Annotated in this window: 20 protein-coding genes; 15 read left to right on the plus strand and 5 right to left on the minus strand. The window is 49.4% G+C overall.

Features of this window, described 5'->3' with window-relative positions; translation table 11 throughout:
* Position 1: 1 nt before the first annotated feature.
* Complete coding sequence (locus I2H39_RS19175; protein WP_195627311.1) at positions 2-1,288, minus strand: WYL domain-containing protein; 1,287 nt, start codon at positions 1,286-1,288, stop codon at positions 2-4.
* Positions 1,289-1,572: 284 nt separating this feature from the next.
* Here I2H39_RS19175 and I2H39_RS19180 point away from each other — a divergent pair, with 284 nt between their 5' ends.
* The 12 genes from I2H39_RS19180 (at position 1,573) to otnK (ending at position 13,759) form a co-directional block, all read left to right on the plus strand.
* Positions 1,573-2,808, plus strand: coding sequence for an RtcB family protein (locus tag I2H39_RS19180; RefSeq protein WP_195627312.1), 1,236 nt, complete (start codon positions 1,573-1,575; stop codon positions 2,806-2,808).
* Between the two features lie 308 nt (positions 2,809-3,116).
* Positions 3,117-3,245, plus strand: coding sequence for a hypothetical protein (locus I2H39_RS29515; protein WP_279325478.1), 129 nt, complete (start codon positions 3,117-3,119; stop codon positions 3,243-3,245).
* A gap of 200 nt (positions 3,246-3,445) precedes the next feature.
* A complete protein-coding gene (locus tag I2H39_RS19185) occupies positions 3,446-4,558 on the plus strand; it encodes a slipin family protein (RefSeq protein ID WP_195627313.1) in 1,113 nt (370 codons plus the stop codon).
* A gap of 222 nt (positions 4,559-4,780) precedes the next feature.
* Positions 4,781-6,115, plus strand: coding sequence for an NADP-specific glutamate dehydrogenase (gene gdhA, locus I2H39_RS19190; protein WP_138310279.1), 1,335 nt, complete (start codon positions 4,781-4,783; stop codon positions 6,113-6,115).
* 270 nt (positions 6,116-6,385) lie between these two features.
* Entirely contained in the window at positions 6,386-6,646 is a 261-nt protein-coding gene (locus I2H39_RS19195) for a hypothetical protein (RefSeq protein ID WP_227147665.1), read from the plus strand.
* Between the two features lie 356 nt (positions 6,647-7,002).
* Positions 7,003-7,479, plus strand: coding sequence for a PTS sugar transporter subunit IIA (locus I2H39_RS19200; protein ID WP_227147667.1), 477 nt, complete (start codon positions 7,003-7,005; stop codon positions 7,477-7,479).
* A gap of 4 nt (positions 7,480-7,483) precedes the next feature.
* Positions 7,484-7,765, plus strand: coding sequence for a PTS sugar transporter subunit IIB (locus I2H39_RS19205; RefSeq protein ID WP_138310277.1), 282 nt, complete (start codon positions 7,484-7,486; stop codon positions 7,763-7,765).
* Positions 7,766-7,787: 22 nt separating this feature from the next.
* Entirely contained in the window at positions 7,788-9,167 is a 1,380-nt protein-coding gene (locus I2H39_RS19210) for a PTS transporter subunit IIC (RefSeq protein WP_138310276.1), read from the plus strand.
* Between the two features lie 49 nt (positions 9,168-9,216).
* A complete protein-coding gene (locus I2H39_RS19215) occupies positions 9,217-11,118 on the plus strand; it encodes a BglG family transcription antiterminator (RefSeq protein ID WP_207746894.1) in 1,902 nt (633 codons plus the stop codon).
* A 47-nt stretch (positions 11,119-11,165) separates the two neighbouring features.
* Positions 11,166-11,834 (plus strand): class II aldolase/adducin family protein, encoded by a 669-nt coding sequence (locus I2H39_RS19220; protein ID WP_138310274.1) that lies wholly within the window; start codon positions 11,166-11,168, stop codon positions 11,832-11,834.
* Between the two features lie 15 nt (positions 11,835-11,849).
* A complete protein-coding gene (locus I2H39_RS19225) occupies positions 11,850-12,512 on the plus strand; it encodes an aspartate/glutamate racemase family protein (RefSeq protein WP_138310273.1) in 663 nt (220 codons plus the stop codon).
* Positions 12,513-12,526: 14 nt separating this feature from the next.
* On the plus strand, positions 12,527-13,759 hold the full coding sequence (gene otnK, locus I2H39_RS19230) for a 3-oxo-tetronate kinase (RefSeq protein WP_195627315.1): 1,233 nt from the start codon (positions 12,527-12,529) through the stop codon (positions 13,757-13,759).
* A 7-nt stretch (positions 13,760-13,766) separates the two neighbouring features.
* On the opposite strand, the gene I2H39_RS19235 is transcribed toward otnK, so the two are convergent.
* Complete coding sequence (locus I2H39_RS19235; RefSeq protein ID WP_195627316.1) at positions 13,767-15,170, minus strand: MATE family efflux transporter; 1,404 nt, start codon at positions 15,168-15,170, stop codon at positions 13,767-13,769.
* 116 nt (positions 15,171-15,286) lie between these two features.
* Positions 15,287-16,627 carry a sodium-dependent transporter gene (locus tag I2H39_RS19240; protein ID WP_178332055.1) on the minus strand — a complete coding sequence of 447 codons (1,341 nt, stop codon included), beginning with the start codon at positions 16,625-16,627 and terminating at the stop codon, positions 15,287-15,289.
* A 253-nt stretch (positions 16,628-16,880) separates the two neighbouring features.
* Between I2H39_RS19240 and I2H39_RS19245 the strand changes: the two genes are divergently transcribed.
* Genes I2H39_RS19245 through I2H39_RS19255 form a run of 3 tightly spaced genes read left to right on the plus strand, consistent with a single transcriptional unit; the run spans position 16,881 to position 18,002 of the window.
* Positions 16,881-17,093, plus strand: a complete 213-nt coding sequence (locus I2H39_RS19245) for a spore coat associated protein CotJA (protein ID WP_138310270.1) — start codon at positions 16,881-16,883, stop codon at positions 17,091-17,093.
* Positions 17,086-17,388, plus strand: coding sequence for a spore coat protein CotJB (locus I2H39_RS19250; RefSeq protein WP_138310269.1), 303 nt, complete (start codon positions 17,086-17,088; stop codon positions 17,386-17,388). Before I2H39_RS19245 ends, I2H39_RS19250 begins: the two co-directional genes overlap by 8 nt.
* A complete protein-coding gene (locus tag I2H39_RS19255; protein ID WP_138310268.1) occupies positions 17,388-18,002 on the plus strand; it encodes a manganese catalase family protein in 615 nt (204 codons plus the stop codon). Before I2H39_RS19250 ends, I2H39_RS19255 begins: the two co-directional genes overlap by 1 nt.
* Before the next feature lie 135 nt (positions 18,003-18,137).
* On the opposite strand, the gene I2H39_RS19260 is transcribed toward I2H39_RS19255, so the two are convergent.
* Both I2H39_RS19260 and I2H39_RS19265 read right to left on the minus strand, forming a co-directional pair.
* Positions 18,138-18,341, minus strand: a complete 204-nt coding sequence (locus I2H39_RS19260; RefSeq protein ID WP_138310267.1) for a cold-shock protein — start codon at positions 18,339-18,341, stop codon at positions 18,138-18,140.
* A gap of 255 nt (positions 18,342-18,596) precedes the next feature.
* The gene (locus tag I2H39_RS19265) at positions 18,597-20,477 is read right to left on the minus strand and encodes a PEP/pyruvate-binding domain-containing protein (RefSeq protein ID WP_195627317.1); all 1,881 of its coding nucleotides are present in this window, start codon (positions 20,475-20,477) and stop codon (positions 18,597-18,599) included.
* Between the last annotated feature and the right edge of the window lie 60 nt (positions 20,478-20,537).

Raw genomic sequence — 20,537 nt, forward strand, 5'->3', positions numbered from 1 at the left:
CCTACTCCTCATTCCTGCAGTACATCTCATACATCTTTTCCCAATCGCGGGTTATCTTGGCTATGGCAAAGAGGTTCGTTCCCTGGATGTCCAGGATACGGCCTGTAAAGGTTTTGGCCCAGGACAGCATTTCGTTGGTATCGAAAAATGTACCAGTGTACAGAAACTGGTTTTCGCGAATCCTCAGAACCTCTCCCCCGCGGCCTTCCCGGTAAAGACGGTTTAAGATATAGGGTTCTTTTTCCTCGTCTATGTAGAGCTTGATGCAGACCTCCTCCATACGGCTTGCGCCGCCTCCAAACGACACGCCCCAGCATTTATCCTTGTTTTTTTCCAAATCACGGAGCAATTCCCCGTAAAATGTACATGGCTCCAAAAGGGTCACACTGGTGATGGAGTCCAGACGGGAGTTGCTGAAGCGGCGGCGCTGGGGCAGATACAGGCACAGATACCTCCGGCCGGTCTGGGTGCTGACATATATTTTCAGAGGCACTCCTGACATGGTGGAGGTCTGTCCGCTGCGGCTGCTTTTGTTTTCGAAACAAATCAGACGCTGTTCCCGTATGGCGGTCAGTATACAGGCCAGTACGCCGTCCTCCAGTGTGTGTACGATGAAATGGTGCTTGAACTGAAACAGGTCATTGCATGCATCCTGACGGTCCAGGATGGTGCTTCCTATGAAGCCAAAGGGGGCTGCCTCCTGGAAGTATTTCACTGCTGTGATGAGGCGCTGCCATAATTCATGTTTCTCGTCCGCTGTCCCGTCAGACACTGTTTTGCCGGATTCTGTTTCCATGGACATAAGGGGAGCCAGCGCATAGAAGAGAATTTTTCCTTCCTTATGGGAAACCAGTATGCCAAGGGATTCATATTCCTTCAGCTTCAGGCGCACGGTCTGGGTGTCAAATACAACCCCGTAGTTTCGGGAGATGAGGTCGGTCACTGCGCTGGCTGACAAGCCCTCTGTACAGCCGCATAATAGGTCCATGATGAAGAAATGGAGCATCAGGTCATTGTCTGTAAAGCTCTTGGACTTCCAGGCAGCGTACAGGGGATTCTGGGGAATGGTCTTGCTGTCCACATTGATGTAAACATGCTTTCCCTTGGAGGTGTAATCGGATTTTGTATACCGGGAGAGCCAGCTTTCAATGCGGCGGCGTTCATTGTCATAGGTTCTGGAGCTCTTTTCACTGAAATCATTTCTTACCTTGAACCCGTAAACGTAAAATTGCCGCATATAGTCACGGATGCGGTCAAAGTTTTTGATTAATTCCTGGAATTCAGCCATGACGGTTGCCTCCTGTCCGTAAATGTTTGATGTATTTCTAATATAAAATCCGGTTATAACAGCTGGTCCGCTTTATTTCTGCCTTCTGAAACCTGACCGCAGTTTTCCCTGTTCTTACAGCATACTCCAAATTTCTATAAATAGCAAATAATGGAAGTTCGCAACTTTTTTTAAATGATACCCGCCTGAAAATCATGTATCATAAGCATGTAGTTAAGATACATACGCAAATATATGAACGGTGAGACAGACGTACAAAACGAAGACGAAAGGATGTGAGATATATGTTTGTGATGTATGAGAAAGAAAATATGAAGGTCCCGGTAAGGGTATGGCTGAAGGACCGTAAGGATTTGGAGGGCAGCTGCCTGGAACAGGCATATCATCTTTCACAGCTGCCTTTCCTTCACAAATGGGTCAGTCTGATGCCGGATACCCACGCGGGCAAGGGAATGCCTATCGGCGGCGTCATTGCAGCGGAGGGAGTGGTAATTCCCAATGCAGTGGGCGTGGACATTGGCTGCGGCATGGCTTATACGGAGACAAATATCAAGGTGGCTGATATCAAAGAGGTTATCACAGGCAACGGCTCCCTTATCCAGGCCATCATAGGCGATATTATGCGCAATGTGCCGGTGGGATTTGCGCACCATAAGACCATGATGCCCAGCTATACCATGGACTGCGCGTTTGAAGAAATGGACCGGTATGAGGAGGATGGGGAGCTCTTGGGACAGCTGGAGGCGGGATACTATCAAATCGGCACACTGGGGGGAGGAAATCATTTTATTGAACTCCAGGAAGATGACGCCGGTTATCTGGCTGTGATGATTCACTCGGGAAGCCGGCATTTCGGAAAATCGGTCTGTGATTACTTCCACTATAAGGCAAGGCAGTTAAACCAGACATGGTTCAGCGCGGTGCCGGATGAATACAGGCTGGCCTTCCTGCCTGTGGATACCAGGGAGGGGAAACAGTACCTGAGCTGGATGCAGCTGTCCATGGATTTTGCCAAAGAAAACAGGGAAAAGATGATGCTGGCTGTAAAAGCCATTCTGGAGAAGTGGATTGGCAAATATACCGGATTTTCATTGGAATTTTCCCATGACCTGAACTGCCATCACAACTACGCTTCCTTAGAAAACCATTACGGAAAGGATGTATGGGTCCACAGAAAGGGCGCTGTCAGCGCCCAGAGCGGCGAGTTAGCCGTGATTCCGGGGGCCATGGGTTCTTACAGCTATGTGGTTATGGGAAAAGGAAATCCTGAGAGCTTTTGCTCCTCATCCCATGGAGCCGGGAGGCAGTATTCCAGAAAAGGAGCCATGGCAGCATTTTCCTGTGAGGAGGTCATTCTGGATTTACAGAAACAGGGTGTGATTCTTGGAAAGAAGGGAAAGGCTGACGTGGCGGAGGAGAGCCGGTTTGCCTATAAGAATATTGAGGAAGTTATGGATAACCAGCAGGACCTGGTGGTGCCTGTGAAGCGTCTTAAGACCATAGGCGTGGTAAAGGGTTAAGGCCCCATAGGCGCTATGGGGTCAAAGAAAAACAAGCAGGGCCCGTCAGGTGGACGGGACACCTGCCCTACATAAATACTGGCAGTTTGCCTTAAGAGGCGGAGCTTTCTTCCTGGGGCTCCCCGGTGCCCGGCCTTTGGTTCAGTGGTATGCCGGCAATCTGCAGCCTTTTAGGATGATGTGTCGCGGGTTCGACTCCCGCCGTGTAAGAGAACACGTAGCTAAGTTGGTATAGCAATCATTGAAAATGATGACATAACCAAATGTCTCCAGGAAGGGAAAGGGATGCCTTGGCTCCTGCCGAACCTGTGGTTACGGGGAAAGGCAGTCCTTCTGCAGCCCAGTGCAACTGCGGATACCGCACAAAACGGGCCGGACCGGATACATCAGCTTATAACGTGTTTCCCGTCCGGATGGAACGGGCCAGGAACGTGTAACAGCGTATTCCAGACCTGTTCCGGGTAAGGGACAGAATGCCCTGCCCTGCCGGAATGTGCTTAAGCAGAAGCCCGCAGCAGCAGGACGGAGCAAGGCAGCCGCCTTTTCCAACAAATGAATGTAACTGTGTGATTCGTTGTAGCGGGGCCTAGAATGTAAGATAAATGCTCCGCGGATTCAAACTATGAGGGATTCAAATATGATGATAAAGAAATATATAATCAAAGAGCAGGAATGCGGCTATCTGATGAAGGATGGCCGGTTCGTGGAACTGCTGACAGCAGGAAAGTATTCTTACCTGGGCATGTTGGGATATGAGGTGCAGACCGTTCCTATGACAGGGGAGGTCAGGACCTGCGGCATACCCGAGGAAATCCTTATGAAGAACGAGAAGTTTGCCTCCAGGGTAGTAAAGGCAGTACTGCCGGACGAGTGCATTGCCCTGCGGTTTGTGAACAGGGCCTACAGGGAAGTGATTACAAAGCCTGAGACTTTATACTGGAATGTATTTGAGAAAAATGAATTCCAGCTCATTGATATAACCAAGCCATATATGGAGGATACCCTTCCCAGGATGTACATGGACCTGATGCCTGCCAAATATTATAAGAAAATAGTTATAAAGGACGGTGAGACAGGCCTTCTGTATTTTGACAACCGCTATGAAAAGATACTGGGTACCGGGTCATACTACTTCTGGAATTACGGAAGGGAAGTTACCTGCAAAATCTTCAATATGAAGATTCAGCAGCTTGACATCTCCGGTCAGGAAATTCTCACCGCGGATAAGGTGGCTGTGCGGTTAAATGTCATCTGCAATTACCGGATAACCAATCCTGAGAAACTGGTCCAGACCGTGGAAGGAGTGGCTTCCCAGCTTTATACATATGTCCAGCTGAAGCTGCGGGAATATGTGGGACGGTACAGACTGGATGAACTTCTGGAACAAAAGGAGGAAATCGGAAGGTTTGTGCTGGATAAGTTAAAGGAGTATCAGGAGGAGTACTGTGTGGAGATAACCGGAGCAGGCATCAAGGACATTATACTTCCGGGAGAGATAAGGGAAATTATGAATACCGTCCTGCTGGCAGAGAAAAAGGCCCAGGCCAATGTCATCATGCGGAGGGAGGAGGTGGCTTCCACAAGAAGTCTTTTGAACACCGCGAAGCTGATGGATGAGAACCATACCCTGTTCAAGTTAAAGGAAATGGAGTATCTGGAGAGAATCTGCGACAAGGTAGGCAATATATCCCTTAACGGCGGCAAAGGTGTGCTGGAGCAGCTGGCTGAGCTGGCAGGTGTACAGGATTAAACTGAAGCAAGCGGTATCCGGCCCGGGGAGTCCAAGGGTTTTTCAGGCAGGTTTTAAGGAGGAAAATGAGGAAACAGCCAGTAAACCCGCGGTAAAATCGGTTTACATACTTCTTGACTTTAGCATATTAACTTGCTATACTTTTTCTAAAGTCTGTGCCGGACCCACTACCGGCGCAGCATCCCCACACTATACAAACAAAAATCCAGGAGGTCGATTGAAATGTCATACGTTGATGAGATTTACGAGAGAGTTGTAGCACAGAACCCGGGTGAGCCGGAGTTTCATCAGGCTGTCAAGGAAGTATTGGATTCCTTAAAGCTGGTCATCGATGCCAATGAAGAAAAGTACCGCAGGGAAGGTGTCCTTGAGCGTTTTACGGAGCCGGAACGGGTTGTTTCTTTCAGGGTTCCATGGGTAGATGACAACGGAGCGGTCCAGGTGAACAAGGGATACAGGATACAGTTCAACAGCGCCATCGGGCCATATAAGGGCGGCCTGCGTTTCCATCCATCCGTAAACCAGAGCATCCTCAAGTTCCTTGGTTTTGAGCAGACACTTAAGAACTCCCTGACCGGACTTCCCATGGGCGGCGGCAAGGGCGGTTCCAATTTCGACCCCAAGGGTAAATCAGACCGTGAAGTCATGGCCTTCTGCCAGAGCTTCATGACAGAGCTGTACCGCCACATTGGCAAAGATACGGATATCCCGGCCGGAGATATCGGCGTGGGCGGCAGGGAAGTAGGATACCTGTTCGGACAGTATAAGAGAATTACCGGATTGTATGAGGGCGTACTTACAGGCAAAGGACTTACCTTCGGCGGTTCCCTGGCCAGGACACAGGCAACCGGATACGGCCTTGTATATATTCTGAATGAGATGTTAAAGCACAATGGCAAGGATATGGCAGGCAAGACAGTAGTTGTATCCGGTTCCGGCAATGTGGCTATCTACGCAACCGAGAAGGCACAGCAGCTGGGAGCAAAGGTAGTGGCGTTAAGCGATTCCAACGGTTATATCTATGACAAGGACGGCATACAGCTGGATATTGTCAAAGAAATCAAGGAAGTGCGCAGAGGACGCATCAAGGAGTATGTGGATGAGGTTCCAACCGCAGTATACACAGAGGGCAGGGGAATCTGGAGCATCCCCTGCGATATCGCCCTTCCATGCGCAACCCAGAACGAGCTTAACTTAGACGATGCCCAGGCACTTCTTGCCAATGGATGCTTTGCAGTGGCAGAGGGCGCTAATATGCCGTCTACCAGGGAAGCAACCGACCTGTTTGTGGAGAAGAAGATTCTCTTCATGCCGGGCAAGGCTGCCAATGCAGGCGGCGTGGCAACCTCCGGACTGGAGCAGAGCCAGAACTCCTTAAGGATGTCATGGTCCTTTGAGGAAGTGGATGATAAGCTTCACACAATCATGGTAAATATCTTTGCAAAGGTATCAGAGGCAGCAGAGCGCTACGGAGTTGCAGGCAACTACGTGGCAGGCGCCAACATTGCCGGATTTGAGAAGGTGGTTGAGGCAATGCTGGGACAGGGTATTGTGTAGTCCGTAAGGTATCACGCAGCCGTAATAGAATAGGAACAGAGTATGCGCAATGAATTCCGCAGGCAGGCTAAAAAAGTTTGTCTGCGGAATTTTTTTAAATGGGCTTTAGCCTGTTGGGCATGTCGGAATTTCCCGGGTCGGAAATGGAGACATGGGAAATCCTGCGGAACATATTAGGGCGCTATGGAGCAATATCAACAGAAATTGGAAATAGTGCATAAAAAACAAGGTTTTCATTAGGCCATTATCCGGTCCACCGGTCTGCCCCGGATGATTAAGGGGTGGACGGATTTAAATTATGGGAATGCCATTAATTATTATGCAGGCAATCCTGACAGCAGGGCTATGATAGAACGCCAGTACCCAATCCATAAGGAGCTGGTGGATGTGTGCCGCACCGGGAACACGGAGAATATATGCAGGGCAATATCAAACCATTATATGAAGACCATCAGGAGGCGTCTGAAGGAACAGGGCATGCCGGAAGACCATTTTAAGTTTTCCATTGATGTGATGGATGGCTGGGTTTGAGGCCGGAACAGAATATAAGACAGCAGATGGAAAAAGAATAGGAAAGAATCCGGATGACGGTTTTGGAAGGAACCATTGTCAGGGTTCTTTTTTTATAACCATGAAGCGGTCTGTTGTTCCGGTCAGTTAACAGGGATACGGTTGTGTATAATGCCGCACCATCCGGGTATAACAGTGAAAATAAGGCACAATTATGTATAAAATAATTGCGCATCACAGGAATGAGCATCATATTGCACAAAATATGGACCCTATTTAAATTGAAATCCCAATGCCGGACCCTTATAATGCAGATATGGAGAAGATACATGAGCGCGCGTGTAGCTTTAATATTAATTAATAAGGAGTACCAAATCATGACGGGAGATATAGTATACAAGGACCTGATTCAACTGGATTTGGATGTGAGAAGTACTGACGAATTATTTGAGGTCATGTCCGGGCAGCTTATGGAATTGGGGTATGTGACAGGGGATTTCCTTGAAAGCATAAAAGAAAGGGAAAAGGAATATCCTACGGCCCTTCCCATAGAGCCGTACGCAGTGGCCATACCCCATACGGACCCGGAGTGCATTAAGAACGCATTCATTGCCTGTATCCGCCTGAAGGAACCGATTCCATGGAGGGAGATGGCTGCCAATGAGGTAGTCCATATGGTGCGGTTTGTATTCCTGCTTGGGTTTAAACAGGAGGATGTGGGAGATGCCCATGTGGAACTGCTGCAGATACTGGTGAACAATTGCCAAAGGGCTGATTTTATGGAAAGGCTGCGGCAGGCTGCAACGGCAGAGACATATTTTAATCTGGTATTATCAATGGAAGGTATAGGGTGAACATATGAAGAGAATCATAGTGGCATGTGCAAATGGAGTTGCTACATCACAGGCAGTTGCCAGCAAGGTAAACCGTCTGTTAAAAGAAAGAAAGGTGGACGCCATGGTGGACGCGGTCAATATTAAGTCCCTGGACCGGGATATAAAAGACTGTGTGGCTTATATATCCATCACTAAGACGGTAAAGGAATATCCGGTGCCAGTTATTAACGGAATCGCGTTCCTGACAGGGGTCAGGCAGGAGGACGAACTGAAAAAGCTCATTGATGCGGTCAACAAAAGCTGATATGTAGAAGGAGGGGAAAGGTATGCAAGTATTAACAAATGTTGTCAACTTCTTTTTGGGACTGGGGGCTCCCATATTTGTGCCAATCATAATGATTATTGGCAGTATACTGGTGGGAATGAAGATAAAGGATGCTATTTCGTCCGGTATCACCCTTGGCGTGGCGTTTACAGGCATGAACCTGCTGATATCCTTTATGAAGGACAGCATAACCCCGGCGGCCCAAGCCATCATGACCTCAACAGGAATCTCACTGCCCATTGTTGACGGCGGATGGAGCACCATGGCTACCATATCATGGGCATGGCCCTATGCATTTCTCATGTTTCCGCTTTTGATTGCAGTCAATGTGGTGATGATACTTCTCAATAAGACAAATACCATCAATGCTGACTTATGGAATGTATGGCTTAAGATATTTACGGCAGTTGCTGTGGTATCCATTACCCACAGTGTGATTCTGGCCTTTGTGATTGCGGCTGTGCAGATTATACTGGAACTTAAATCTTCGGATGCGCATCAGCACCGTATTGAGAAGCTGACAGGTATTCCCGGTGTGTCCGTGACCCATGCAACGTTGTTTTTCGGCGCCATCCTATATCCCATTGCCCTGATTTTAAGAAAGATTCCAGGGCTAAACAGGGAATTTGACACAGAAATGCTGAAGGATAAGGTGGGTATCTTTGCAGAAAATCACGTAATGGGATTTTTGCTGGGCTGTTTATTCGGAATTCTGGCAAAATATTCCCTGGCCCAGATTCTTACCACTGGAATCAAGGCTGCCGCCGCCATGACACTGTTCCCTGTGGTAGCCAAATATTTTATGCAGGCATTGTCTCCCATCTCCGAGGCGGTCAGCGCTTTCATGAATAAGAAGTTTGAGGGAAAGACCCTGATTGTGGGGCTGGACTGGCCTATCCTGGGGGGCTGTAATGAGATATGGCTGGCAATTCTTTGGAGCATTCCGTTCATGCTGGTCTATTCCATGTTCCTGCCGGGCAATGGAATCCTTCCTTTTGCAGGTCTTATGAGCGCATCCCTGGCACTGCCGGCATTTCTGGTGACAAGGGGAAACCTGCTCCAGATGTCCATTCTCTGTGTTATCGGAGCGCCCGTGTTCCTGTGGGTGGGGACTGCATTTGCTCCGTTTATGACTGAGTTAGCCATAGCAACAGGCAGTATTGACCTCCAGGCAGGTGAACTGATTAGCAACAGCCTGATTAATGGTCCTGTATTTACGTATTCCATTTCACATCTGTTCATGTTCTTAAAGGGGAATTTTGTGCCTTTGATTATATTTGCAGTCTGGCTGGCAGGTTTTATATTATACTACCGTGATTTAATGCGTGAGGCCAGGGAAGACGCAGCTCTGGAGGCTGAGAATGCAAAGGCAGGACAGTAAGCAAGCAAATTGACGAGGTGATATCGTGTATCTGGATAGCAGAAGTTATATGATTTTTCAGGAAATAGTGAATAATACATCCGCTACAGGCAAGGGCCTGGAGGATAAATTCCGCCTTACAAGAAAGCAGCTCAGTTATAGCTTTGACAAAATCAATGACTATCTTAAGGATAACGGCCATCCAGAGATTAAACGGCTGAAGACCGGGTACTTCATGGTGCCCGGTCCGGTGGCTGAGCATTATTCCACCAAAGAGGCAGCGGTCACCAAGTCTTCTTATACTTATTCAGACGAAGAGCGGGCGTATTGGATTGAGCTCAGGCTGCTGTGCCATGAGGACGAGCTTTCCACCTACCATTTTACAGAGGAGCTTCAAATCAGTAAGAATACCCTGCTCAGTGATTTGAAAAAGGTGCAGGAACGGATTAATAAATTCAGCCTGGAGCTGGCGTATAACAGGAAGGAAGGATACCGCCTTTACGGAAGCGAATACCATAAAAGAGAGCTTTTAACCCACGCTCTCAGAAAGCTTTTAAACATGCCGGGCGGTGAGGAAAACCTGAACCGGGTATATGCAATAGAGGAAGCACAGGCGGAAGACCTTAAGGACAATATTGAAGAGATAGAAAATAAGCTTCAGCTTCAGTTTACAGATGAACGGCTGAAAGAGCTTCAGTATATTTTTTATTTTACCATGCTGAGGATTAAGAATCAAAAGACCATAGAAGCCATGGACCAGTACCGTCTGGTAACAACTACCAGGGAGTATTCCGTGGTAGCTGCGTTTGCGGACATATACGGAATAAAGGATGAAAATGAAATTGTTTATTTTGCAGTCCAGATACAGATTTCAAAGGTCCATAACAGGACCCATGAAGATATGGGAAACCTGGAGCTTTTGAGGGATGCGGGAATGCATATGCTGGAACGCTTTGAGTCCATCAGCTGTGTCCGCCTGGACGGAAGGGCTGAATTTCTGGAAATCCTGTATCAGCACATGAAGCCGGCTGTGTACCGGATATGGTATGGATATCATGTGGAGCCTGATATCACGGATATGATACTGCCTAAATACCAGTATCTCCATGAAATTGTGCGCAGGGCAGTGAGGCCCTATGAAATCTACCTCAAATGTACATTTCCGGACCCTGAGCTTGTGTATATTACGGTTCTCTTTGCGTCCTGGCTCCATAAGGAGGGGAAGCTGATACAGGTCCGGGAAAAGGAACGGGCAGTGGTGGTGTGTACCAACGGGCTTACCGTATCGCAGTACCTTTTCGTTTCGCTGTCAGAGCTTCTGCCTGAGATTGAATTTTTAGAGTGCCTGTCCTTAAGGGACTTTTACGAATATGATAAGGATTTCCAGATTGTGTTTTCTACCGTAAGGCTGGAGACAGACAAGAAACAATTTGTGGTATTTCCCTTTGCCAATGATATTGCCAAGAAATCATTCAGGGAAAAGGTACTGGAAAATATACGGATATCAGAGGGACAGGTAAAGCTTCAGAGCCGTCTGCCCTTTCTGCTGCCGGATGAACGGATTCAGATTACAGAGGAAAGAACGGATTGGCAGAATGCAATCCGGATGGCGTCAGCGCCTTTGCTGGACAATGGATTCATTAACAGGAATTATGTTGACAGGGCCATCGATATGGTGGAGACGGAAAAGCGGTTCATCATGATTGCAGATGGCGTGATTATCGCCCATGCGGGCGTGGATGACGGCGTGTACTGCATGGGAATGTCTTTGCTTAGGCTGCCTGAAAAGCTGTCCTTTAACGGATATATGGATGCCGATATTATTGTGGTTCTGGCCACGCCGGATAAGACAGGGCATCTGCCGGCGCTTTATCAGCTGTTTGATTTGCTGGAGGACGAGGGTAATATAAATGCCATGCGCAGGGCCGGGGATGTACACGAAATTGCAAGGCTGATACGGAAATATATTTGAGTAAACAGTGATGAAACTAATATGAATCAAAGAGGGGAGAAACTTATATGTTACAGGAAGCAGTACAAAAAGCAAAAGAGCAGGTCATGTGGGGATGCAGGACCATGGTGGATAAGGGATATGCATTGGGAACAGCAGGCAATATCAGCGCCAGGGTGGAAGGGGAGCCATTGTTTGTGATTACCCCTTCAGCCAGGCCGTATCTTACCATGAAGCCGGAGGACCTGGCAGTGGGGGATATGGATGGAAATATAGTGTCGGGTCCCTATAAACCTTCCATTGAATGTTTCATGCATCTGGGAATCTTCCGGGAACGGCCGGAGGTGAACTGTATTGTACATACACATTCCAAATTTGCCACGGCTGTCAGCGCACTGGACGGTGTTCATAAGGTGCCGGTGATTGATATTGAGGGTGTGGTGTACCTGGGCGGGGAGATACTGGTGGCCCCCTTTGCGCCTCCGGGTTCCGCAGAACTGGCTGCCCATGTAAGGAATACCATTGGAACAAATGCAGGCCTGCTCATGGCCAATCACGGAGCCATTGGCACCGGACTTACCATGGAGGATGCCATGATATCCAGCGACAATGTGGAGAGGGCCTGTGAGATGTATCTGGCAATTCTGGGCGCGGGACGGCAGGTAAGGAAGCTGCCGGAGGATTATATGGAAATGGCAAAGAAAAAGTCACTGGCAAGAAGAAATGTAGTTTTATAGAATCAGGAGGAGCATATGGGAAGAAAGGTTGCAGTAATCCATACAACAGCCGTTACCTACGAAGGTATCAACAGCAGGCTTAAGGCGCTGGCGCCGGATGCAGAGGTTATGAACATTGTGGACGACAGTCTTCTGAATGATGTGAAGAGGGAGGGAAAGCTGACAAAGGAGGTTACAAGGCGGCTTATGACATATGCTTTTGAAGCCCAGGACTGGGGAGCAAAGCTGATTCTTAATGCCTGCTCCTCTGTGGGGGAAGGCGTGGATGTCATAAGACCGCTGCTAACGATTCCTTATCTTAAAATCGATGAACCCATGGCGCGTACAGCTGTGGAAAGGGGAGATAAAATAGCTGTATACGGTACGGTCAAGACCACGCTGGAGCCAAGTGCAAGACTGATAAGACGCATTGCCGAATCAGCAGAAAAGGATGTGGCAGTGGATTCCTATCTGGCCTCAGATGCCTTTGAGGCGCTGACGGCGGAGAAGAACCAGGACAAGCATAATCAGATACTGGAGGCGCTGATTCGTGATACCCAGGAGCAGTATGATGTTCTGGTGCTGGCGCAGGCCAGCATGAGCGTATTGATTCCGTGTCTGTCAGACATTTCCAAGCCAATTCTGAGCAGCATGGACTCAGGAGTGGAGGCAGCTGCTGCAGCACTGAAGGAATTATAAATGAGGACAGAGATATGATATTAGGATGTGTGGCGGATGATTTCACAGGGGCCGCCGATGCAGCCTCCTTCCTTCAGGCAGGAGGCGCCAAGGTGATTCTCAGCAATGGGATACCTGAGGGGGAGAATGAGGATATTATGCCGGCCCAGGCAGTGGTGATAGCACTGAAGACACGTACCTGCCCTCCCTGTGAGGCAGTGGAACGGAGCCTGGCTGCGTTTTCATGGCTGAAAGCCCACGGGGCACGTATGCTGTATTTTAAATACTGTTCCACCTTTGACTCCACGGAAAAGGGAAATATAGGACCGGTTCTGGATGCTGTCCTGGAACAATGGAACATACCATACACACTTTTATGCCCTGCGCTGTTGGAAAACGGGAGAAGCGTGAGGGATGGAAAGCTGTATGTCAATGGGGTTTTGCTGGAGGAAAGTTCCATGAGGGACCATCCCCTTAACCCAATGAGGGATTCCCGGTTAAAGCGCCTGATGGAAAGACAGAGCCGGTATCCCTGTTATAATCTGGATGAGGGTGCCCTTGAACGGGAGTTCAGGCCTTCTGGGGACCCGGGGCATTATTATCTCATACCGGATTATTATGAAGAGAGACACGGAAGTATGATTGCAGACAAATACAGGAATCACCCGCTTTTGTCAGGGGGGTCCGGTCTGCTTAAGATGATTGCCCGGACATGGGAACCGGAAGAGGGAAGGAAAAGGTTTAATCCCTCCCTTTGTTCAGCCCCAATCATACTGGCCGGCAGCTGTTCACAGGCCACCAGGGAACAAATCAGGTATTATGAGTCACAGGGGGGAGCTTCTTACCGCATCCATCCGCTGCAGTTTGTGCAGGGCATCCAGACAATGGACCATATCAAAGCGTTTCTGGATGATAACAAAAATCAGGCGGTCCTGGTTTACACCTCGGCACCTCCTGATGAAGTAAATCATATAAAAGCGGAATGGAAGGAAGCTTTTCCGCCTCTGGGACATTATAACGAGGATATATTGGCCCGGACAGCCGCCTATGCCCTGGAATGCGGACGAAAACGAATCATTGCTGCAGGAGGGGAGACTTCAGGCGCAGTCATGCAGAAACTGGGAATGCATACATTTTATATCGGAAAATCCATTGCCCCGGGCGTCCCGGTCATGTATCCTGCGGGGCAGGAAGGTCCGGAACTGGTTCTTAAGTCCGGAAACTTCGGCCGGGAGGATTTCTTTATCCGGGCAATGAAGGACATCTGAGCCGGGACTAATCCGCAATACCCACCTTACCCTCCATCCCGTCTTCCGCCAACCGCATCCTCCGGAGCTCCCTGGTGACAAATACCAGGGCCAGAAGGGCGGCCATAAGGTCTGCAACCGGCGCAGAGTACATGACGCCTTCAATGCCGAAAAACATGGGCAGCACCACAATCAGGGGCAGGAGGAAGATAATCTGCCTGGTAAGGGAGATGAAGATACCCTTTGCAGCCTTTCCGATGGATGTAAAGTAATTGGCGGTGATGGGCTGGAGTCCGTTTAAAAAGGTGAAGAACAGGAAGATGCGGAAGTATTGTTCCGCAAAGTGAAAGTACTCCTGGCTCCCTGAACCAAAGATGCCGATGATTTGCCTGGGTATCAGCTGGAAACACAGGAAGGCCATGGCGGATATGGTGGTGGCAATGAGCACTGCTTTCAGATATGCCTCCCGGACCCGCTTGAATTTCCTGGCGCCGTAGTTAAAGCTGACAATGGGCTGCAGTCCCTGGGACAGACCGATGACCAGGGAAAAGAATATCATGTTTACCTTGGTTATGATGCCTGCGCAGGCCAGAGGAATTTCGCTGCCGTAATGGGACTGGGCGCCATAATAGCGGAGGATATTGTTCATTACAATCTGTACCACCATCATGGCCATCTGGTTAAAGAAGGGGGCCATGCCCAGGGCGGCAATGGCCTTTATATGGGATGGGATGGGGGTAAGGGAGCCAAGGGACAAGCGGACGGTCTTAAACCGTGTCAGGTACAGGATGACCATGATGCCGGATATGATTTGTCCGATGATGGTAGCCAGTGCAGCGCCCGCCATTCCCATGCGGAAGCCGAAGATGAACAGGGGGTCCAGTATGGTGTTGAGGATGGCGCCGGTCAGGGTGCACATCATGGAGAATCTGGGGCTGCCGTCCGCACGTATCAGGTTGGAGCCGCCTGTGGTCAGGATGAGAAATGGAAAGCCAAGGGATGTGATGCCTGTATAGGTCAGTGAATAGTCCAGGACATCCGGGGTTGCTCCAAAGACAATCATGAGGGGCTTCAGAAAAAGCCTGACCGTGAGACAGAGAATAGCCCCAATGGCAAACAGCATGAAAACAGCGTTGCCCGCATACCGGGTGGCTTCCTCCTTTTCGCCGCTGCCAAGGGACAGATTGAAATTGGCTGCGCCGCCGATTCCGCACATCAGGGAGATGGCAGTACAGGTGATGGTAAGAGGAAATGCCATGTTGGTGGCGGCATTTCCCAGCATGCCCACGCTTCTTCCTATAAAAAACTGGTCTACAATGTTATACAGGGCGCTGACCAGCATGGCTATGATACTGGGGATGGCAAAGCGGACCAAAAGCCGGTTTACAGGCAGAACGCCCAATGGATTTTCGTGAGATGATGAAGATGTCATAAGGTTACCTCGTCTTTCGTGAATAAAAGAAGACTCCCTGTCAGCTTGCAGGTGACAGGGAATCACATGTATCATTGATATGATTATACTACGGTCCGGGAATAAACGTCAAGAACTCAGCCGATTCCTCCGAAGGCAATCCCCAAAACAAAGACAACAACCGTAAGTCCGCAGAACAGATAGGCTGTCATGAAACGGAACCAGGGACCCACTGGCCGGGGACGGCCTTTTTCCACTTCTTTTTTCACATAATTCTCCCCAAGTACCCAGAAAAACATGATGCCTGCCAAACCGGCTCCGAGAGGGCAGATGTAAATGGAAACAAAGTCCATCCATCCGGATACAATACCCTGTATGCACAGTCCCACAGCCAGAGCTGCGGCAGCAATCACTGTGACCGATGTTCTCCTGCTGAGCCTGAACTGCTGCTGGAGGGCGGCGATGGGGGCCTCGAACAGGTTAATCAGGGATGAGATTCCTGCAAACAATACGGCTGTAAAGAATACGATAATCAGAATACGGCTTCCGGGCATGGATTTAAAAAGGTTGGGCAGGTAGATAAAAATCAGGCCCGGCCCGCCTTCATCCAGCCTGGAACCAGCGGTTGCCATGGCTGGTATGATGACGAGGGCGGCCAGCATGGCTGCCAGAGTGTCGAAAAGGGCCACCTTCCATGCTGCGTTTGTCACATCCTCCCGGTCATCCAGATAGGAACCGTAAATCAAGGTGCCGTTGCCTGCCAGTGACAGCGAGAAGAAGGCCTGGCCCAGGGCGAAAACCCAGGTCATGGGGTCTGCCAGACCCTTCAGGTCTATCCGGAAGATATAGCGGTATCCCTCCGCGGCAGAGGGCTGGAACGCCATGTAGGCGGCAAGTCCCAGGAACATGAGGAAGAACAGGGGCATGATTATCTTGTTGATTTTCTCTATGCCGCCGGAAATGCCCAGGACCATGATGATAAAGGTAAGAGCCAGGCCCACGGTCTGCCAGAAATTATTGCCAAAGGAACCAGCCATGGAATTAAATGCAAGGGCAAAGCCTTCCACATCGCCGGGAATCAGCGTGGAACCGGTAAAGGAGCCAATGCTGTATCGGAGTATCCAGCCTACAATGACGGAATATCCAATGGCCAGGGCTAGGGAGCCCAAAACCGGGACATAGCCGATGGCTTCACCCAGATGCCGGCCTTTTCCCCGGCTCTGCGTGGCCTGGCCAAAGGCGCCGATGGGACCGGAGCGGGCGGCCCTGCCAAAGGCCATCTCTCCGATGACGCCGGACAGACCGATGATGATAACAAAGAAAAAATAGGGCAGAAGAAAGGTGCCTCCGCCGTATTTGGAGACTCTGGCGGGAAACATCCATATATTGCCCATGCCCACAGCAGAGCCGATGCAGGAAAGGATGAACCCCCAATTGGTTTTCCAGGAGTCCCTTTGAGTGTCAGCTGGGTTATTCACGTAAAACCTCCAATGTTCAGTAAGATGAATGCATAAAGTCCTATTGTAAATCAAAAATTGCATATTGTCTATTTCTTAATATATGCAGTCAGAATACCAGCATACATATTGCGGCCGGGAGAGGAGGATATGAAACTGGCGGTTTGAAAAAATTATGGATTATCTTACAGAATTTTGGCAAGGTAAAAAACCGGCACCAAGGGATAATAATAAGGACACGAGTTGTTAAGTTCATGATGAAAGGAGTGTTCTTATGAATTTATGTGATTGCAAGCCGGCTCCGGCATCCTGCGGATGCGGGGATAAGCTTCCGGCCCCGGGACCCGGACTTTCTCTGGCCATAGCCACTGTTCCCATGCAGCCCTGGGAGACGCCGTATGAGCCGTCGAAGGCCCTGAAACAGGGAACCATTTTTCCATGTCTGGATTTGCCATTTTTCTTAGTAGGAGGTGAACCTCATGCCTGACCGCTGCCAGCTTCTTAAACAGATTAATGAAACCAGTTTCGTAGTCAATGACCTGAACCTGTATCTGGACACCCATCCTCTGGATAAGGATGCCCTGGATGCGTTCAGTCAGGCCCTGAACCAGAGAAAACAGCTGCTGGACGCCTTTGCAAAGGAATATGAGCCGTTGACCCTGAACTGTATCTGTCCTGACACAAATAACAAGACAGAAACCAAGACAAAATACCCGGGACAGAAGCATTTTACCTGGTCCGACGGACCTCTTCCCTGGGATAATGAAGGAGGTGCCGTATAATGTGGACGTATGAGAAAAGACTTCAATTTCCTGTAAATATTACTAAAACCTGTCCGAAGACCGCTTCCTTGATTATCAGCCAGTTCGGCGGACCGGATGGGGAGCTGGCTGCCTCCATGCGTTATCTTTCCCAGCGTTATACCATGCCATGCAAGGAAGTGGGCGGATTGCTTACAGATATCGGTACGGAAGAGCTGGCTCATTTGGAAATGATTTGCGCCATCATATACCAGCTTACCAAAAACCTAACGCCTGAACAGGCTAAAACAGATGGATTTGCTGCTTATTATATTGACCATACCACAGCACTATGGCCTACTGCTGCTGCAGGCGTGCCTTTCAATGCCTGTGAATTCCAGTCAAAGGGAGATGCCATCACAGATTTGCATGAAGACCTGGCTGCAGAGCAGAAGGCAAGAACCACCTATGATAATCTGATTCGTGTAATTGAAAATCCGGAAGTACGTGAACCGCTTAAGTTCCTGCGGGCGCGTGAGGTTGTACACTTCCAACGGTTTGGGGAGGCCCTGGAAAAGATTAAATCCAAGCTGGATGAAAAGAATTTTTATTATTTTAATGCTGAGTTTGACAAGCAGTTTGTGAAACAGCAGTAACCTGCGGCATTGGGGTATCAGGCTTATCCTGGTACCCATACATAGTTCATTAACAGTTCCGGACCCATATCCGGTGCAGCTGATAATTACAAAAAGGACCGCCTCTGAGAGACGGTCCCCTTAATGCGCTGGTGATTAAGCGCCGCAAACGTTAACGGCCTGTAATCCGCGCTGGCTGTTTGTGATGTCAAACGTAACTGCCTGACCATCTTCCAGTGACTTAAAGCCATCGGAAGCAATACCGGAAAAGTGAACAAACACATCTGTTCCATCCTCTTCGTTCGTAATGAAGCCAAAGCCCTTCTGAGAGTTAAACCATTTTACTGTACCTTTATTCATGAAAGATACCTCCTGATATAATATTATTATATTTTCGATAAAAATAAAAAAATCACATATTTTTGTAAATCATCATAGGAATAATGACTTACAAAAACATGTGAAATCAAAATCTTATAAAAAATATAAGATAACTATATCATGACTTTTGGTGTCTGTCAATGGTACAAAATAATTTATTTCCCGCAATGTATATCCCGCGTGATAATAAGGCGGGTATACATTGCGGGAAAACGTATGATTGCAGGCGGGAAATCATTCCTGCTCTGCGCCGCGTATCCGGCACACGGCCCGGCCCTCCTGGGCATCCAGGGTCAGGGTGGCCCTGGATTGGCTTACGTCATGGACCTTTACGATGTCAGCCAGCTCCTGGGATTCATCGGGCAGGATGTCCCTTAACACCTCTGGGTATTTGGAAAGAAGCTCAGGGTGGTACAGCCTGGTCTTGCTGTTGTCATTGATGGCACCGTAATACACATCCGCCTCAACCATGTCCTGGAACATGTGGCTGCCGTATGAGAGGTCGGGATGGTAGCCGGCTTTTCCATAGGCCACCTCGCAGATGGCGCTGAACTGGCTGATTTCCGCATAGACCACGGGTACGCCTAGTTCCGGGGAGGATGTCCCGATACGGCCCGGCACCAGAAGCATCAGCTTCCTATCCGTGTCCTCAAAATGCTGGTTGATGCGGCTGATGAGGCGGGCCACATCCGGTTTCCGGGAGTATTCATATTCATAGTATTTCTGCGGGTCCACCCACACAATATAGTCGATGCGCTCCTCCTTGGAACGGCGCATGGAGGTCCTGCGGACATCAAAGAGGAATTCATGGTCCACGCCGTCCGGTATATGTACCTGCTCGGATTTGGCGGTCTGCAGGGGGCGGCATTGCAGCAGGTTCAGCCTCCACACGCCTTCCTCCGGGCTGGTGACGGCAAACTCCACATCCACGGGACGCTCATACTCTTTTTCAAGCATCTTCATAAGGGAGCGCATCATGCGTATGAACTCCAGGTTGTCCACCAGGCCCTGGCAGTCCGCAAAATAGATGGTCCTGTAAATGTGGCGCTCGGCCAGCAGGTCCTCGGCATCCGTGTCCCTGCTGAGGACCATTTTTTTCTGCCATTTGGGAAAGAGGTCCAGAATTTTTTCCAGGGATTTGGTGCAGAGCGTCTTAGTGCCAAAGTCCAGGACATCTACCTTGCGCTGGGAGAATTTGTGGCGTTCAGCCAGGGTGGTCCTTAGGTTGGCCTGGGCCCTGTCCAGGCCGATGAGGCGCGGATAATCGCCGGGTGTCCTTTCCACTGCCCTTGTGCCTAATCCCATGACCATGCGCAGCATTCCTGCCTCAGGGTTTAAGTGCTCCATCCATTTGTAAGGGTTGTAGGAACAGCCCATACCAGCTGCCACCGGCATATAGAGGTCACCGTACTGCTGGCCCGCCACCTGCTGGACCAGCAGGGCCATCTGCTCATCCACATCTAACAAATGGCGTTTCCTCCGGTACTCAATGGCCTGTTCATTCATGGTGCTGGCGTAGACCCGGCGGATGGCTTCCTCCAGTTCCTCCATCCGTTCCTCCTTGGTACCCTGATTCATGCAGAAAATGGATTCATATTTGCCGGAGAATGCATTGCCGTATCCGTCCTCCATGATGCTGCTGGAGCGGACAATGATGGGGGTGGTTCCGTAGTGGTCCAGCATGTCGCTGAGCTCTTCCCGGATATCTTCGGGAAGGGAGCCGTTTCGCAGCCGTCTGGTCAGCTCCTCTGTTTCCTTAAAATGTTCCTTTTCCAGCCGGTGCCTGGCCTTTAATTCCGCGCAGCGGTTATACACCAGATACCGGTAGAACACATCCGTGCCAATGAAAAAGGAGTTATGTGGCTCCACATGTCCGGCGTATTCCGGCATGTTCATCTCAATCAGCTTCCTGGCCACTAAAAGGCCGCAGGCCTTTCCGCCGATGACGCCGCCTCCAATCTTGCGCATCCAGACCCGGCGGAAATCCTCCTCCGTGAAATGCTTCAGTATCAGCTGCTCCATATGGCTTTCCGTGGTCATGAGCCGGTTGCAGATACATTTTTTCTCTTCTCTTGTCAGGTTTTCCTTCTTAAGGATTTCTGGCCATCCTACCATATTTCTTACCCCCGTATGTGTTTTTTTTTGACAAAAATGCTGTTTATAACACTTATAAGC

The organism is Clostridium sp. 1001283B150225_161107_B6 (assembly GCF_015556325.1).
Taxonomy (GTDB): Bacteria; Bacillota; Clostridia; order Lachnospirales; family Lachnospiraceae; genus Enterocloster.